At 71.6% G+C, this 15527-nt stretch carries 11 protein-coding genes; 10 read left to right on the top strand and 1 reads right to left on the bottom strand.

The window, feature by feature from the left end:
- Positions 1 to 12 precede the first annotated feature (12 nt).
- The 5 genes from B0I32_RS44215 to B0I32_RS44195 all read left to right on the top strand — a co-directional run bounded on the left by B0I32_RS44215 (position 13) and on the right by B0I32_RS44195 (position 6578).
- Positions 13 to 705 carry an EthD domain-containing protein gene (locus B0I32_RS44215; protein WP_106249951.1) on the top strand — a complete coding sequence of 231 codons (693 nt, stop codon included), beginning with the start codon at positions 13 to 15 and terminating at the stop codon, positions 703 to 705.
- Positions 705 to 2228 carry a GMC family oxidoreductase gene (locus tag B0I32_RS44210; protein WP_106249949.1) on the top strand — a complete coding sequence of 508 codons (1524 nt, stop codon included), beginning with the start codon at positions 705 to 707 and terminating at the stop codon, positions 2226 to 2228. The genes B0I32_RS44215 and B0I32_RS44210 overlap by 1 nt, the downstream gene beginning before the upstream one ends.
- 10 nt (positions 2229 to 2238) lie before the next feature.
- Complete coding sequence (locus B0I32_RS44205; RefSeq protein WP_106249948.1) at positions 2239 to 3819, top strand: GMC family oxidoreductase; 1581 nt, start codon at positions 2239 to 2241, stop codon at positions 3817 to 3819.
- Between the two features lie 237 nt (positions 3820 to 4056).
- Positions 4057 to 5130 (top strand): IS701 family transposase, encoded by a 1074-nt coding sequence (locus tag B0I32_RS61860; protein ID WP_106249946.1) that lies wholly within the window; start codon positions 4057 to 4059, stop codon positions 5128 to 5130.
- Complete coding sequence (locus B0I32_RS44195) at positions 5109 to 6578, top strand: sensor histidine kinase (RefSeq protein WP_146178534.1); 1470 nt, start codon at positions 5109 to 5111, stop codon at positions 6576 to 6578. The genes B0I32_RS61860 and B0I32_RS44195 overlap by 22 nt, the downstream gene beginning before the upstream one ends.
- Here B0I32_RS44195 and B0I32_RS44190 read toward each other — a convergent pair.
- Positions 6563 to 8191, bottom strand: coding sequence for an NAD(P)/FAD-dependent oxidoreductase (locus B0I32_RS44190; RefSeq protein ID WP_106250209.1), 1629 nt, complete (start codon positions 8189 to 8191; stop codon positions 6563 to 6565). The genes B0I32_RS44195 and B0I32_RS44190 overlap by 16 nt on opposite strands.
- Before the next feature lie 153 nt (positions 8192 to 8344).
- Between B0I32_RS44190 and B0I32_RS44185 the strand changes: the two genes are divergently transcribed.
- The 5 genes from B0I32_RS44185 to B0I32_RS44165 are packed head-to-tail and all read left to right on the top strand — an operon-like array spanning position 8345 to position 15522.
- Positions 8345 to 9169, top strand: coding sequence for a type 1 glutamine amidotransferase domain-containing protein (locus tag B0I32_RS44185; protein WP_106249943.1), 825 nt, complete (start codon positions 8345 to 8347; stop codon positions 9167 to 9169).
- Between the two features lie 4 nt (positions 9170 to 9173).
- A complete protein-coding gene (locus B0I32_RS44180; RefSeq protein ID WP_106249941.1) occupies positions 9174 to 10763 on the top strand; it encodes a thiamine pyrophosphate-binding protein in 1590 nt (529 codons plus the stop codon).
- A gap of 10 nt (positions 10764 to 10773) precedes the next feature.
- Positions 10774 to 13167 carry an AGE family epimerase/isomerase gene (locus tag B0I32_RS44175; RefSeq protein WP_219912329.1) on the top strand — a complete coding sequence of 798 codons (2394 nt, stop codon included), beginning with the start codon at positions 10774 to 10776 and terminating at the stop codon, positions 13165 to 13167.
- A gap of 1 nt (position 13168) precedes the next feature.
- Positions 13169 to 13510, top strand: coding sequence for an STAS domain-containing protein (locus tag B0I32_RS44170; RefSeq protein WP_219912328.1), 342 nt, complete (start codon positions 13169 to 13171; stop codon positions 13508 to 13510).
- Positions 13507 to 15522: a glycogen debranching protein gene (locus tag B0I32_RS44165; protein WP_219912327.1), complete on the top strand. Its 2016-nt coding sequence runs from the start codon at positions 13507 to 13509 to the stop codon at positions 15520 to 15522. The genes B0I32_RS44170 and B0I32_RS44165 overlap by 4 nt, the downstream gene beginning before the upstream one ends.
- Positions 15523 to 15527 lie beyond the last annotated feature (5 nt).

Here is a 15527-nt window from a genome sequence, read left to right as displayed (position 1 = left end):
GAGGAATGCACCGTGATCCACCAACTCATCTTCGCTGCCCCCAAGCCGGGAATGACGGAACACGAGTTCCAGCAGTACTGGCTGAACGTGCACGCCGTCGAGTACGCCAGCAAGATCCCCCAGATCAGGAAATACCTCATCGACACCAGGATCCCGTTCTGGCCGGGTGAGGGCGAGCCGCTGTGGAGCGGCGTCGCGGAGATCTGGCTGCGGGACGAGCGTGAGCAGCTCGAATCGCTGCAGACGCCCGAGTTCCTGGAGGGCGCGCGCAAGGACGAGCCGCGCTGGGCCGCCTTCTGGCGCACGGTCGTGCTCGACACCGACGCCCACGAGGTGGTCGCGGGCCCCGAGCTCGCCGGCGCGACGGGCGTGAAGCTGATCGTGCTGGTCAAGCGGAAGGAAGGGGTACGGCTGGCGGACTTCAGGAGCCGCAGCCTGGGCACGCACGCCGACCTGGTCAGCCGGGTGCCCGGCCTGCGCCGCTACCTGCAGTGCCACGTCAGGGACGGCGCCTACGGCATCGGCGAGGCCGTGCTGGACGCCGCCTACCTGCTCTCCTTCGACAGCCGCGACGACCTGGCCGCGGCGCTCGGCTCGGCCGAGTACGCCAAGGCGGAGGCCGACATGGAATCGTTCACCGAACCGCGTTACGTGCACCGGCTCGTCACCACCGAGCACTGGATCATCGGGCCGGAGAGCCGCTGATGTCCGGCCCGGATCACAGCCCGGACAACGGCCACGGCTACGACTACGTCGTCGTGGGCGCCGGCGCGGCGGGCGCGATCGTCGCGGCCCGGCTGGTCGAGCGCACGCAGGCTCGCGTGCTCCTGCTGGAGGCGGGGGGCGGCGCCGACGTCCCCGCGATGCGCCAGAGCGGCATCCCGGGCATGACCTCCCTGTGGGGCGACCCGGCCGTCACCTGGCCGTACCTCACGGTTCCGCAGCAGGGGCTGGACGGGCGCTCGGTGCCGCTGCCGCAGGGCAAGGCGCTCGGCGGCGGCACCAGCGTCAATGCCATGCTGTACGTCCGGGGCAACCGCCGCGACTACGACCACTGGGCCGAGCTCGGCAACGACGGCTGGTCGTACGAGCAGGTGCTGCCCTGCTTCAAACGGGCCGAGGACCACGAGCACGGCCAGGACGCCTACCACGGCACCGGCGGCCCGATGAAGGTCGCCCGCCTGACGCGGATGTCGGAGGTGTCGCGCGCCTTCATCAGCGGCGCCCGCGAGCTGGGCTACCCCGGCGGCGAGGACTGGGACTACAACGGCGCGGCCCAGGAGGGCGCGTTCGCCTACCAGTCCACCCGGACGAAGGACGACGAACGGTCGAGCACCGCCTACGGTTACCTCGACCCGCTCAAGGGTCATCCGCGGCTGACCGTCGAGACCGGCGCCGTGGCCACCCGCGTGCTGCTCGACGGCACGAGGGCCACGGGCGTGGAGTACGTGCGCGACGGCGTGACGCACCGGGCCGGGGCGTCCGCCGAGGTGATCGTCTCCTGCGGCGCGCTGGCCACGCCCAAGCTGCTCATGCTGTCCGGCATCGGCGCCGCCGCCGACCTCGGCCGCCACGGGCTCACCCCCGCCGTGGACCTGCCGGGCGTCGGCGCGAACCTGCACGACCACCTCATCCTCGGCGTCGCCTACACCGCCCGCACCGAGCTGCCGCCGCCCGAGCTGCTGGCCGAGGCCGGCCTGTTCCCGCCCGACGACGCGGCCCTGCAACTGCTGTTCGGCCCCGTGCAGTTCGTCGCGGACCCCTACCGCGTCGACGGGCCTGTCTTCACGTTCGCGCCCGTGCTCGCCCAGCCGCGCAGCAGGGGCACGGTCGCCCTGCGGTCGGCCGACCCGGGCGATCCTCCTCTCGTCGACCCCGGTTACCTGCGCGACCAGGAGGACCTCAGAGCGCTGGTCCGCGGGATCGAGCTGTCCAGAGAACTGGCGCACACCGAGGCGATGTCCGCCTTCCGCGACCGCGAGAGCGCGCCGGGACACGGCGCGGACCTGCGCGGCTACGTCCGCGCGACGGCGAGCACGGTGTGGCACCCGGTCGGCACCTGCCGCATGGGCCGCGATCCGATGGCCGTGGTCGACCCCGAGCTGCGCGTGCACGGCGTCGAGCGGCTGCGGATCGCCGACGCCTCCATCATGCCGACCATCCCCGCAGGCAACACCGCCGCAGCCTCCATGATGATCGGCGAGCGCGCGGCCGACCTGATCACCTGAGGAGCCGACCGTGGCAGACAGTTACAGGTACATCGTCATCGGCGCGGGCGCGGCCGGCTCCGTGCTCGCCGCCCGGCTCAGCGAGGACCCCGGCGCCTCGGTGCTGCTGCTGGAGGCCGGCGACGCGCAGGTCACCGACGCGGTCAGGACTCCGCACCGGTGGAACGAGGTGCTGCTGACCGACCTCGACTGGGCGTACATGAGCGAACCCCAGCCGGGCCTGGACGGCTCCCGCGTCTACAGCGCGGCCGGGCGCGGCCTCGGCGGCGGCTCGAACGTCTACCACATGATGCACACCAGGGGCCGGCCCCAGGACTACGACTCCTGGGCCTACCAGGGCTGCCCCGGGTGGTCGTTCGAGGACGTGCTGCCGACCCTCCAGCGCCTGGAGGCGCAGCAGGACGGGCACAACCCCACGGCGGGCAGGAACGGCCCCATGACCGTGATGGACGCGGCCGAGACCGGCAACCCGGTGTCGCGCACGTTCATCGACGCCTGCGTGGAGCTCGGCCACCCCCGCCTGGACGACTTCAACGCCGGCCTGTTCGGCGCGGGCTGGCACCACGTCAACATCAAGGACGGCCGGCGCCACGGCGCCCGCGAGGCCTACCTCGACCCCGCGCTCGGCCGGCCCAACCTCACCGTCATGACCGCCGCCCCCGCCACCCGGCTGCTGTTCGACCACGGGCGCTGCACCGGCGTCGAATACACCCGCGACGGCGCCACGCACACCGCGCGGGCCGAGGCGGAGGTCGTGCTCTGCGCGGGCGCCATCCAGTCGCCCAAGCTGCTCATGCTGTCCGGCCTCGGACCGGCCGCGCACCTGGCCGGGCACGACATCCCGGTGCTGGCCGACCTGCCCGGGGTGGGCGCGAACTTCCAGGACCACCCGCTGGTCATCGGGCCCATCGGCTACATGGCCAAGCCCGGCGACGACCCGCGCGGGCAGGTGACCGAGGTGGCCGTGTTCTGCGGGTCCGAGGAGGGCCTGCCGGTGCCCGACCTGGAGGTGGCGCTGGTGCACCGCGCGCCGTTCGGCGAGAAGTTCTTCGCCAACGTGGTGCGCCGCGTGCAGACGGGCAAGCCCATCGCGCCGGTGCGGGAGCTGGTGGACCCGCACGTCATCCTCAGCCTCACCGCGCTGGTGCGGCCCGTCTCGCGCGGCTGGGTCCGCCTGGCCGGCCCCGACCCCGCCGCCTACCCCCTGATCAACGCCGACTACTTCGGCGACCCGTACGACCTGGAGCGCACGGTCACCGTCGTGGAGATCGCCAGGGATCTCTACCGCACCAAGGCGTTCACCGACGAATGGGGCCTGACAGAGGTCGCGCCGGGACCGGACGTCACCACCCGCGCCGAGTTGCGCACGTGGGTGAAGGCCAACACCGGCTCCTACTACCACTTCGCCGGCTCGTGCCGGATGGGCTCGGACGCGGGCGCGGTGGTCGACCCGCGGCTGCGGGTGCGCGGCGTCGAGGGCCTGCGCGTGGCCGACGCCTCGATCATGCCGACGCTGGTGAGCGCCCATCCGCACACCACGGTCGTGATGATCGCCGAGCGCGCCGCCGAGTTCATCACGCGCGGCGACTGAACGCGGGCGCCCGGCGTCCCTCGTCGAGCCTCATGGGCCGGCCGGACCGGCCCGTGGGGCTCGTCGCCTTGCTGGCGGGACGCCTTGCCGGCGGGACGTCCTGTCGCAGGGACGACATCTGAGCGTCATATATAGAAGTGGCAGTGCCAGCATAAGCTCGTCCTGTCACCCCGCCCCGGAGATTCCGATAATTAGTGATGAAAAGGGGGAAAGTTCAAATATCTAGGGGTTGGTCGTATGACCATTTATGCGGAATTGGACACGCGGGAGATATGGCTCTCGCCTTTCTGTGAGGATCTCTTCTCCTCCTTCCTCCGTTCCGACCAGCGCCGATGGGGCGAGGTGTACGTCCAGGGCCTGCTCTCGGTGCCCGGCCGCAAATCGATCCGGCGCATCTCCGAGCAGGTGACGGGCCGGCCCGTCGACCAGTGCCTGCAGCAGTTCGTCAACCAGAGTCCCTGGAACTGGCGGCTCGTCCGGCAGCGGCTGGCGCAGATCCTCGTCCAGGCCGTCCGCCCCAAGGCGTGGGTGCTCGAAGAGGTCGTCTTCCCCAAGAACGGCGCCAAGTCGGTGGGCGTGGCCAGGCAGTTCGTGCACTCCGCCGGGCGGCTGGTCAACTGCCAGCTCGGCCTGGCCGTCGTCCTGGTGGGCGATGAGGGCGGATGCCCGGTCAACTGGCGGCTGCTGCTGCCGCGCTCGTGGGACGAGGACGAGGAACTGCGCAGCGGCGCGCGCCTGCCCGACCAGGAGCGCAGCCGGCCGGCCTGGCGGCACCTGCTCCAGGCGATCGACGAGATGGTGATCGACTGGGGCCTGCCGCCCGCGCCCATCGTGGCCGACGCCAGGGCGATGCCGGGCGTGGAGTCGCTGCTCGGCGGGCTGGCCGAGCGCGGGCTGCCCTACCTGGTCCGGGTCTCGCAGCACACCATGCCCTCGATCGGCCCCGGCGCCGTGGTCCGCCCGGTGCTGGAGCCCGCCAGGCCCCGGCTGCAGGTGGTGTCGGGACGCGCGCTGCCGCGCCCGTACGAGCCGGTGCACAGCTGGCGCAGCGTCGGCAACCGCTCGATGTGGCTGACCGACCTGGGCCGGAACCGGGTCCCCGACCTGGCGGGGCTGATCAAGCTGCGCAACCGGGCGGTGTCCGAGCTGTCCGCGGTGTCCAGGGAGTCGGGCCTGCACCACTTCGAGGGCCGTTCCTTCCAGGGCTGGCACCACCACGTCACGCTGGTGTCGGCCGCCCACGCCTACCGGCTGCTGCGCGGCCGCGACGGAAGGAAGGCGGAGGACCTGTGCCTGTCCCCGCATGGGTGACCGAGCGGCTCTGCGGCGTCGAGCTGTTCCGCGGCCTCAACGCGGAACAGCTCGAATGGGTCGCGCGCACGGGCCTGTTCATGGAGCTCTCCGACGGGGACGCGCTGTTCTCCGAGGGTGAGCCGGCCGACGCCTTCTACGTGCTGCTCGGCGGCCAGATCGTGGTGACCAAGATGGTCGGCGGACGGGAGCAGGTGCTGGCCAGGCACACCGGCGACAGCATCGAGCACCAGTTCATCGGCGAGCTGCCGCTGCTCACCAGCGCCGAGTACCTGGCCAGCGCGCTGGCCGTGGGCTCCGCCCGGGTCGTCGCCTACGACAGGGACGGCTTCTTCGAGATGCTGGAGCGCTGCCCGCCCGTGTCCAGGGTGCTGCTGCCGGTGCTGGCCGGGCGGATCAACGCCATGGAACGGCAGGCGGGCCGCAGCCGCATGCTGGAAGGGCTGGGCATGCTCGCCGCCGGGCTGGCGCACGAGCTGAACAACCCGGCGGCGGCCGCCATGCGGGCCACCCGCGACCTGCGCGACCTGACGCCGCGACTGGCCGAGGCCGCGGTCGCGTGGGGCCGGGCCTGCGACGACGCCGAGTGGCGGCTGGTCGCCCGCGTGCAGGGCGAGCTCACACCCAGGGTGCCGCTGGACCCGCTGGCCGAGGCCGAGGCGGCCGACGAGGTGGCCGACTGGCTGTACGAGCGCGGGCTGGTGGACGCCGCCGACCTGAGCGACGTCCTGGCCGAGCACGGCGCCTGCCCCGCCCGGCTCGACGAGCTGGCCGCCGGGCTGCGGACGGAGGTGTTCGAGCCGGCGCTGACGTACCTGACCAGGGTGCTGCGGGCGGCCTCGCTCACGCGGGACGCGGCCGAGGCGGGCCGGCGGGTGGTGGAGCTGGTCGGGCGCACCTCCGCCTACGCCAACCTCGACCGCGCGCCGGAACGCGAGGTGGACCTGCGCGAGGGGCTGGAGGCCACGCTCGCCCTCATGGCGCCGAAGCTGCGCGGCGTACGGGTGCGCCGCGACTACGCCGACCTGCCCGACATGAAGGCGTTCCCCAGCGAGCTCAACCAGGTCTGGACGAACCTCATCGACAACGCCGTGGACGCCATGAACGGCGAGGGCGAACTGGCGATCAGCACCCGGCGCGAGGGCGGGCACGCCGTGGTGGAGTTCCGCGACGACGGGCCCGGCATCCCCGGCGACGTGCTGCCCACGGTGTTCCAGCCCTTCACCACCACCAAGGAGCTGGGCAAGGGCACCGGGCTCGGCCTGCACGTCAGCATGGACATCGTGGCGCAGCGGCACGGCGGCACGATGGAGGTCACCACCCGCCCGGGGGAGACCCGCTTCGTGGTCAGGCTCCCCCTGAGCCGCCTCCCGGGCGGCTCGGGAACCGGCGGCCCTGAGGACGGCGCCCCGGCGGCGCGGACGCCCGGGGCTCAGCTCTCCGAGTGATAGCGGTGGATCATGGACACCGCCATCGCGCCCTCGCCCACGCTGGAGGCCAGCCGCTTGACCGAGCCCGCCCGCGCGTCCCCCGCCGCGAACACCCCGGGCACGCTGGTCTCCAGCAGCAGCGGCTGGCGCGGCAGGTCCCACGCGGGCAGCTCGGCGGCCGGCCCCAGGTCGGGCCCGGTCAGCACGAAGCCGCGCTCGTCCCTGCGCACCATGTCGTCCAGCCACTCCGTCCTGGGCCTGGCGCCGATGAAGACGAACAGGTGCTCGGCCTCGTGCGTGCGGAGCGCGCCGGTCGCGCCGTCGCGCAGCACGATGCGCTCCAGCCGCTCGGAGCCCTCGGCGCCGACCAGGTGCGTGTTCGTCATGACGGTGATGGCCGGATCCGCCTGGATCTCGTCGACCAGGTAGGCCGACATGCCGTGGGACAGGCTCGCGGCGCGGACGACCATGGTGACGTGGCCGGCGTGCTTGGCGAAGTGCAGGGCGGCCTGACCGGCGGAGTTGGCGCCGCCGACGATCCACACGGGCCGGCCGACACACGACTCGGTCTCGGTCAGCGTGGCGCCGTAGTAGATGCCCGCGCCCTCGAAGCGGCCGGCGCCGGCGGCGTCGAGACTGCGGTAGGACAGGCCGGTCGACAGCAGCACGGTGGCCGCCGTGATCTCCTTGCCGTCGGACAGGTGCAGCACGCACGCCCGGCCGGCCCGGCTCAGCCGCTCGGCCTCGACCGGGGCGAGCACGTCGACGCCGAACCTGCGTGCCTGTGTGACCGCCCGGCTGGTCAGGTCGACCCCGGAGATGCCGGAGGGGAAGCCCAGGTAGTTCTCGATCCTGCTGGAGGTGCCCGCCTGGCCGCCCGGCACGTACGCCTCGATCAGCAGCGTGGCCAGGCCCTCGGAGGAGGCGTAGACCGAGGCGGCCAGCCCGGAGGGGCCGCCGCCGACGATGGCCACGTCGTAGTGCGGATGGCTGAGCCGGCTGGACAGGCCCAGCGCCTCGACCACCTCGGCGTGCCCGGGCCGGACCAGGGAACGCCCGTCGGGCAGCGCCACCACGGGCAGGTCGGCCTCGCCGCCCGTCCCCTCCTCGAACCTGAACGGCAGGCGATGGCGGGTGAGCAGGTCGCGCAGCCGGTGGGTGGCCGGTGCGAACCGGTGGCCGACCAGCCGGATCCCCTGGTACGGGGGCTCGTAGCCGGACTCCCAGTCGGCCAGCAGCTCGTCGAGCACCGGGTAGAGCCGCTCCTCCGGCGGCTCCCACGGCTTGACGAGGTAGTGGTCGAGCCGCACCTCGTTGATCGCGGAGATCGCGACGCTGGTGTCGGCGTAGGCGGTCAGGAGCACGCGGCGGGCGGTGGGGAAGCGCTCGGCCGCGGCGGCCAGGAACTCGATCCCCGTCATCCCCGGCATCCGCTGGTCCGACAGGATCAGCGCCACCTCCGCGCGGCGGTCGAGCAGCGTGTCGAGCAGGCGCACGGCCTCGGCCGGCGATCTCGACGCGAGCACGCGGTAGCGCTGCTGGTAGGCGTGGGACAGATCGCGCCGGACCGCGCGGAGCACGTGGTCGTCGTCGTCCACGGCCAGCAGGACCGGCCGGTGCTGCTCGGGCATCACGACCCTCCAGAATCGGCTGACGACCATTCTGCCGCCTTTTCCGTAAGCAGGCCCGGGACACCTGACGAAGTATCAGGTCATTTGCCGGACTTGACGGAATAGGCGGGCCGGCCTTGTCCGTGAAACCCGGCGATTGTTTCAATTCGCTGTATGACGCGCACCATTCTTATTATTCTCTCCGAGTTCGGATATTGGGGAGAAGAGCTCGTCGGGCCGCTGACCGCCTTCGACCGGCAGGGTTACCGGAGCGTGTTCGCCACTCCCACCGGCAAACGGCCCCAGGCCCTGCCGCCCAGCCTCGACCCCGGTTACGTGGACCCGCCGCTCGGCCGCTCGGTGACCACACCTGAGGTGGCCGTCGCCGCCAGGCAGGTGGACGAGTCCGACCGGCTGGACGACCCGCTCAGCCTGGCCGAGTGGATCCCGGAACGGCCGTACGACAGCGAGGACGGCCACCTGCGCAAGGTCGAGGCCTACCACCGCGAGCTCGGCCGGGTGGAACGGGACATCGGCCGCTACGACGCCCTCGTCATCGTGGGCGGCAGCGGGCCGATCGTCGACCTGGCCAACAACGGCCGCGTGCACGACCTCATCCTCGCCTTCGTCCGGGCGGACAAGCCGATCCTGGCCGAGTGCTACGGCATCGCCTGCCTCGCCTTCGCCCGCGACTGGGAGGACCGCATGAGCATCCTGCGGGGCAAGCACGTGACCGGCCACTGCAAGGAGTACGACTACAAGGACGGCACGGGGTTCCTCGGCGTGGACTTCAACATGGGGCCGCCGCCGTACCCGCTGGAGTACATCCTGCGCGACGCCACCGCGCCGGACGGGCGCTACCACGGCAACGTGGGCAAGGAGACCTCGGTCATCGTCGACTACCCGTTCATTACGGGGCGCTCCACGCCGGACTCGTACCTGTCCGGCGAGAAGCTGGTCGAGGTGCTCGAAACCGGCCTGCGCCGCTACGGCTGGTGAACCCGTGAGCAGCCGCCCGGCCAAGAGGGCCGTCTTCGAGCAGTTCGCCGCCGACGGCATCACCGTGATGTTCGGCAACCCGGGGACGGTGGAGCAGGGCTTCCTCGACGTCCTGGAGGAACTGCCCGACTTCCGGTACGTGCTGGCCCTGCAGGAGTCCGCCGCGCTCGGCATCGCGGACGGCTACGCCAGGGCGACGGCCGGCCCCGCGCTGGTCCAGCTGCACACCGGCGTGGGCCTCGGCAACGGCGTCGGCATGCTCTACCAGGCCAAGCGCGGCCACTCGCCGCTCGTCGTGATCGCCGGCGAGGCGGGCGTGCGCTACGAGGCGATGGACGGCCAGATGGCCGTGGACCTGGTGGCGATGGCCACGCCCGTGACCAAGTACGCCACCAGGGTCACCCATCCGGGCTCGGTGCTGCGGGTGCTGCGCCGCGCGGTCAAGACGGCGATGACGCCGCCGCGCGGCCCGGTCTTCGTGGCGCTGCCCATGGACGTCCTGGACGCGGAGACCGACGAGCCCGCGCTGCCCAGCACCATCCCCAGCCGGGCGACGGTGCCCGTGCCCGAGGAGCTGGACCGGGCCGCCGCCGTGCTGCGCGCGGCCCGGCGCCCGGTGGTGCTGGCCGGGGACGGCGTCGCGGTGTCCGGCGCGCAGCCGGAGCTGGCCGCGCTCGCCGAGGCGCTGGGCGCCCCGGTGTGGACGGTGAACTGCTCCGAGCTGGTCATCGACACCACCCACCCGCTGCACCGGGGCGACCTCGGCCACATGTTCGGCGAGCACAGCGCCGCCGCCGTGGCGGACGCCGACGCCGTGCTGGTCGTCGGCACCTACCTCTTCCCCGAGGTGTTCCCGCTGCTGCGCAGCCCCTTCGCGGAGGGGTGCCGGATCGTCCACGTCGACCTCGACGACTACGAGATCGCCAAGAACATCCCCGCCGAGGTCGCCCTCGCCGCCGACCCGAAGCCCACCCTGGCGGCCCTGGCCGCCCGGCTCGGCCCGGCGCGCCCCCTGCCCGGACGGGCGCCGGCCGAACCGTACGGGGCGGGCATGATGGACCTGTTCGCCGCCGAGCTGGCCCGGCGGGCCCCGGCGGACCTGGTGCTCTTCGACGAGGCGCTGACCGCCTCGCCCGCCCTGCTGCGGCACCTCCCCCCGCGCCGGCCCGGCTCCTACTTCCAGACCCGGGGCGGCTCGCTCGGGGTCGGCCTGCCCGGCGCGATCGGGATCAAGCTGGCCCGCCCCGGCAGCGAGGTGGTCGGCTTCACCGGCGACGGCGGCAGCATGTACACGATCCAGGCCCTGTGGAGCGCCGCCAGGTACGGCGTCGCCGCCCGGTTCGTGATCTGCGACAACCGCCGCTACCAGCTTCTCGACGACAACTTGGAGCAGTACTGGCGCGAGCGCGGCATCGCCTCGCATCCCCACCCCGAAGGCTTCGACCTGGCCCACCCGGAGATCGACTTCGTCCGGCTGGCCAGGAGCCTCGGGGTCCCCGGCGTCAAGGTGAGCAAACCCGCCCAGGTGGAGTCCGCCGTCGGGCGCATGCTGGCCGAGCCGGGGCCGTTTCTGGTGCATTTGATGACGACGTGAGAGGGACACCGTGAGTGAGAAGCGACTGGCGGGCCGCACCGTCGCGATCCTGATGGAGAGCGACTTCGTTGAGCAGGAGTTGCACTACTACGAGCGGCGCTTCACCGAGGAGGGCGCCCGGGTGGAGTTCCTCACCCGGTTGTGGGGCCAGGACGCCCTCACCTTCCACGGGCACGAGTTCCAGGAGCCGTTCACCGTGACGGGAGACCTGGAACGTGCCGATCTGTCCGGCATCGACGTGCTGATCGTGCCGTCGGGCATGGTGTCGGACCGGTTGCGCTACACCGAGGACGTGCACGAGCTCGCCCCCGCGGTACGCCTGCTCAAGGCGGCCTTCGCGGACCGCCGCATCGTCAAGGGCATCATCTGCCACGGCCTGTGGCTGGCGGCCCCCATCGCCGAGGTGGTCAAGGGCCGCCGCGTCACCTGCCACAACAACCTGGTCGGCGACGCCCGCAACATGGGCGCGCTCTACACCGACCAGGACGTGGTGGTGGACCGCGACCTGGTCACCGGCCGCACCGCCGGCCACTGCGCCGAGTTCGCCCGCATGATCATCGACCTGGTCGCCGCCGACTCGACCGCCGAGCGCGCCTACCGGCCCGACTTCACCTTCTCCGACCTGGTGGCTGGGTACGTGACGAGCTTCGCGGACGGCGTGATCGGCCTGCGCACCAACGACGGCCGCGCGGTCAAGGTCCGGCTCACCGACACCACCTCCGCCCAGTTCCTGCGCAACCTGGCCGAGCCGTACCTGGACGCCTCGGGCCACCTCGACCAGCTGCTCACCCCGGGCGGCTACGTGTTCGCGCACGGCATCTTCTATCCCGAGGGCGGCGCGTACACCGTCGAGGCCAAGGCGCTGACCTTCCTCGGCAAGCAGCCGGGACAGTACACCTTCGAGCAGCCCGACTGGTGGGTGCGCCAGATCCGCGAGCTGGGCCGCTTCTACCGCAAGGCCCAGTTCGGCGACGGGCCGATTGACTACGCCGCCTACCGGACGCAGCTGCGGCTCGGCGGGGACAAGGGCGAGCAGGTCGTGCAGGAGACCGACACGATCTCCCGCATGGTCTACGGCATGTCGTCGGCGTACATGCTCACCGGCGAGGAGGACTTCCTCGACGTCGCCGAGCAGGGCGCCGCCTACCTGCGCGACCACATGCGCTTCGTGGACCGCGACGAGGACGTCGTGTACTGGTACCACGGCGTCGAGGTGCGCGACGGGGCCGAGCGCAAGCTGTTCACCTCCGAGTTCGGCGACGACTACGACGCCATCCCGATGTACGAGCAGATCTACGCCCTGGCCGGCCCCACCCAGCTCTACCGGCTGACCGGCGACCCGCGCATCGCCGCCGACATCGACGGCACCCTGCGCCTGTTCCAGCGCTTCTTCCGCGATCCCGAGCTGGGCGGCTACTACTCCCACATCGACCCGATCCTGCTCAGCCCGCACCACGAGTCCCTGGGCCCCAACCGGTCCAGGAAGAACTGGAACTCCGTCGGCGACCACGCGCCCGCGTACCTGATCAACCTGCTGCTGGCCACCGGCGACGAGCGGCACGCCGACATGCTGGAGGAGACGTTCGACCTGATCGCCGAGCACATGCCGCGCAAGGACAGCCCGTACGTGCAGGAGCGCTTCTACGCCGACTGGACGCCGGACACCACCTGGCACTGGCAGCAGGACCGCGCGGTCGTCGGCCACAACCTCAAGATCGCCTGGAACCTGATGCGGATGATGTCCATCAGGCCCAAGGAGCGCTACCGCGACCTGGCCGTCGAGATCGGCGAGAAGATGCCGCCCTTCGGCAGCGACCCGCAGCGTGGCGGCTGGTACGACGTGGTCGAGCGCAAACTGGGCCCGGGGGAGCACATCCACCGCTTCGTCTGGCACGACAGGAAGGCCTGGTGGCAGCAGGAGCAGGCCATCCTCGCCTACCAGATCCTGGCCGGGACGGCCGGCGGTGCGGAGTTCGAGCGCCGGGCGCGCGAGTCGGCCGCCTTCTACAACGCCTTCTTCCTCGACCACGACGAGGGCGGCGTCTACTTCAACGTGCTCGCCGACGGCCACCCCTACCTGCTCGGCACCGAGCGGTTCAAGGGCAGCCACTCGATGAGCATGTGCCACGCCGCCGAGCTGTGCTTCCTGGCGACCGTCTACCAGCGGCTGCTGCTGGACAGGAAGCCGCTGACGCTGCACTTCCGCCCGCGGCCCGACGGGTTCACCGACCGGGTGCTGCGGGTGGCGCCCGACGCGCTGCCGCCCGGCCGGGTCCGGCTGGACTGGGTGGAGGTGGACGGCACGCCGTACCAGCTGTTCGACGCCGCGGCGATGACGGTCAAACTGCCCGACTCCGCGTCACCGGTGACCGTGCGCGCGCATCTCGCGCCGGTGGAGGACTGACATGAGCATGGAACTACGGCACCAGATCAGGAACGGGGTCACGGTCGTCACCCTCGACGGCCGCCTCGACAGCGAGACCGCGCCACGCGTCCAGCAGGACCTGCGCGCGCTGCTGCCCGGCGAGGGCCAGGTCGTGCTCGACCTGAGCGGCACGGTCTACATGTCCAGCGCGGGCCTGCGGGTGCTGCTGCTGATCTACCGGCACGCGCAGAGCGGCTCGCTGCGGCTGGCGCTCACCGGGCTCACTCCCGACGTACGCGCGATCATGGACGCGACGGGCTTCCTCGGCTTCTTCACCGTGGTGGAGTCCGTCGACGAGGGTGTGGAGGCGTTGACCGTATGACCACCCTGGAGCCGATCGACGCCTACCCCACGCAGCGGATCTCCGGATTCTCCGTCCGCGCGGGGCGGTCGCTGCCGTTCGGCGCCACGCGGGTGCCCGGAGGCGTCAACTTCTCCGTCTTCTCCAACCACGCCACCTCCGTGACGCTCGTGCTGTATCGCTCGGGCGCGGCCGAGCCCATGGCCGAGCTGCCCTTCCCCGAGGCGTTCCGGGTGGGCAGCGTCTACGCGATGACCGTCTTCGACCTCGACGTGGAGAACCTCGAGTACGGCTACCGCGTGGACGGCCCGCACCAGCCCTGGCTCGGCCACCGGTTCGACGCCACGAGGGTGCTCAGCGACCCGTACGCGCGGATGCTGACCGGCGCCGGCCCCTACCGGCACCGCTCCCGCGTCGCCCTCGACGACTTCGACTGGGAGGACGACCGCCCGCCGCGCCTGCCGCACGAGGACCTGGTGATCTACGAGCTGCACGTGCGCGGCTTCACCCGGCATCCCTCCTCGGGGGTGTCGGCGCCGGGCACCTACGCCGGGCTCGTGGAGAAGATCCCCTACCTGAAGGAGCTGGGCGTCAACTGCGTGGAGCTGATGCCGGTCTTCGAGTTCGACGAGAGCGACAACATCTTCACCGGCGTGAACTACTGGGGTTACAGCCCGATCGGGTTCTTCGCCCCGAAGGCGTCGTACGCGACGACCGGGCGCGAGCACATGCAGGTGGACGAGTTCAAGCACCTGGTGAAGGAGCTGCACAGGGCCGGCATCGAGGTGCTGCTCGACGTGGTGTTCAACCACACCGCCGAGGGCGACGAACGCGGCCCTTCGATCAGCTTCAAGGGCCTGGACAACGCCACGTACTACATGCTCACGCCGGATCGGCACTACTACAACTTCAGCGGCACCGGCAACACGCTCAACTGCAACCATCCGGTCGTACGCGGGTTCGTGCTCGACTGCCTGCGCTACTGGGCCTCGGAGTTCCACGTGGACGGGTTCAGGTTCGACCTGGCCGCGATCCTCGGCCGCGGCCCCGACGGCGAGCTGCTGCACAACCCGCCGCTGCTGGAGTCGCTGGCCTACGACCCGATCCTGCGCGACTGCAAGCTGATCGCCGAGGCGTGGGACGCCGCCGGGCTCTACCAGGTGGGCAGTTTCCCCGACTACAGCAGATGGTCGGAGTGGAACGGCCGCTACCGCGACACCGTGCGCAGGTACATTAAGGGCGACCTCGGCGTCACCGGCGAGATGGCCACCAGGATGGTCGGCTCGCCCGACCTCTACAGCCGCAGGGGGACCGCGGCCACGGTCAACTTCATCACCTCGCACGACGGCTTCACCCTGCGTGACCTGGTCTCCTACGACCACAAGCACAACGAGGCCAACGGCGAGGGCAACAGGGACGGCGACGACACCAACCACTCGTGGAACTGCGGGCAGGAGGGCGAGACCGACGATCCGGCCGTGCTGGCCACCCGCGCCCGCCTGACCCGGAACGCGCTGCTGCTCCTGCTGGCCAGCAGGGGCGTGCCGATGTTGCTGGCCGGCGACGAGATCGGCCGCACCCAGCTCGGCAACAACAACGCCTACTGCCACGACGGGCCGCTGACGTGGGTCGACTGGGGGCTGCGCGAGGAGAACGCCGACCTGTTCCGCTTCACCCGGCGCGCCATCGCCTTCCGGCGCGCCCACCCGGTGCTCAGGGGCGGCTCGCCGGGCTCGGTCCACTGGCACGGCGTGCGCGCCTGGTCGCCGGACTGGTCGGGGCACTGCCGGGTGCTGGTCGCCATGTTCGACGGCGGCGGCGACGACTGCGTGTACGTCGCCGCCAACTCCCACTGGGAGGCGCACGCCCTCGAACTGCCGGCGCCGCCGCGCGGCCTGACCTGGCACCTGTTCGCCGACACCGCCGCCGCGCCGCCCGAGGACGCGCACGAGCCGGGCCACGAGCCGGCCCTGGCCGACCAGACGCGGTTCGTGATCGGCCCCAGAAGCGTCGCGATCCTGGTCACGCACTAGTTGGA

Origin of the sequence: Nonomuraea fuscirosea (assembly GCF_003001935.1) — a bacterium.
Lineage (GTDB): Bacteria > Actinomycetota > Actinomycetes > Streptosporangiales > Streptosporangiaceae > Nonomuraea > Nonomuraea fuscirosea.
The sequence above is the reverse complement of the archived record's forward strand: the minus strand, read 5'-3'. Positions and strand labels throughout refer to the sequence as shown.

Bases quoted from the DNA above. Each gene is read 5' to 3' on its own strand.
- B0I32_RS44210 (WP_106249949.1), top strand. From the start codon at position 705: ATGTCCGGCCCGGATCACAGCCCGGACAACGGCCACGGCTACGACTAC.
- B0I32_RS61860 (WP_106249946.1), top strand. From the start codon at position 4,057: ATGACCATTTATGCGGAATTGGACACGCGGGAGATATGGCTCTCGCCT.
- B0I32_RS44190 (WP_106250209.1), bottom strand. From the start codon at position 8,191: ATGCCCGAGCAGCACCGGCCGGTCCTGCTGGCCGTGGACGACGACGAC.
- B0I32_RS44185 (WP_106249943.1), top strand. From the start codon at position 8,345: ATGACGCGCACCATTCTTATTATTCTCTCCGAGTTCGGATATTGGGGA.
- B0I32_RS44170 (WP_219912328.1), top strand. From the start codon at position 13,169: ATGAGCATGGAACTACGGCACCAGATCAGGAACGGGGTCACGGTCGTC.
- B0I32_RS44165 (WP_219912327.1), top strand. From the start codon at position 13,507: ATGACCACCCTGGAGCCGATCGACGCCTACCCCACGCAGCGGATCTCC.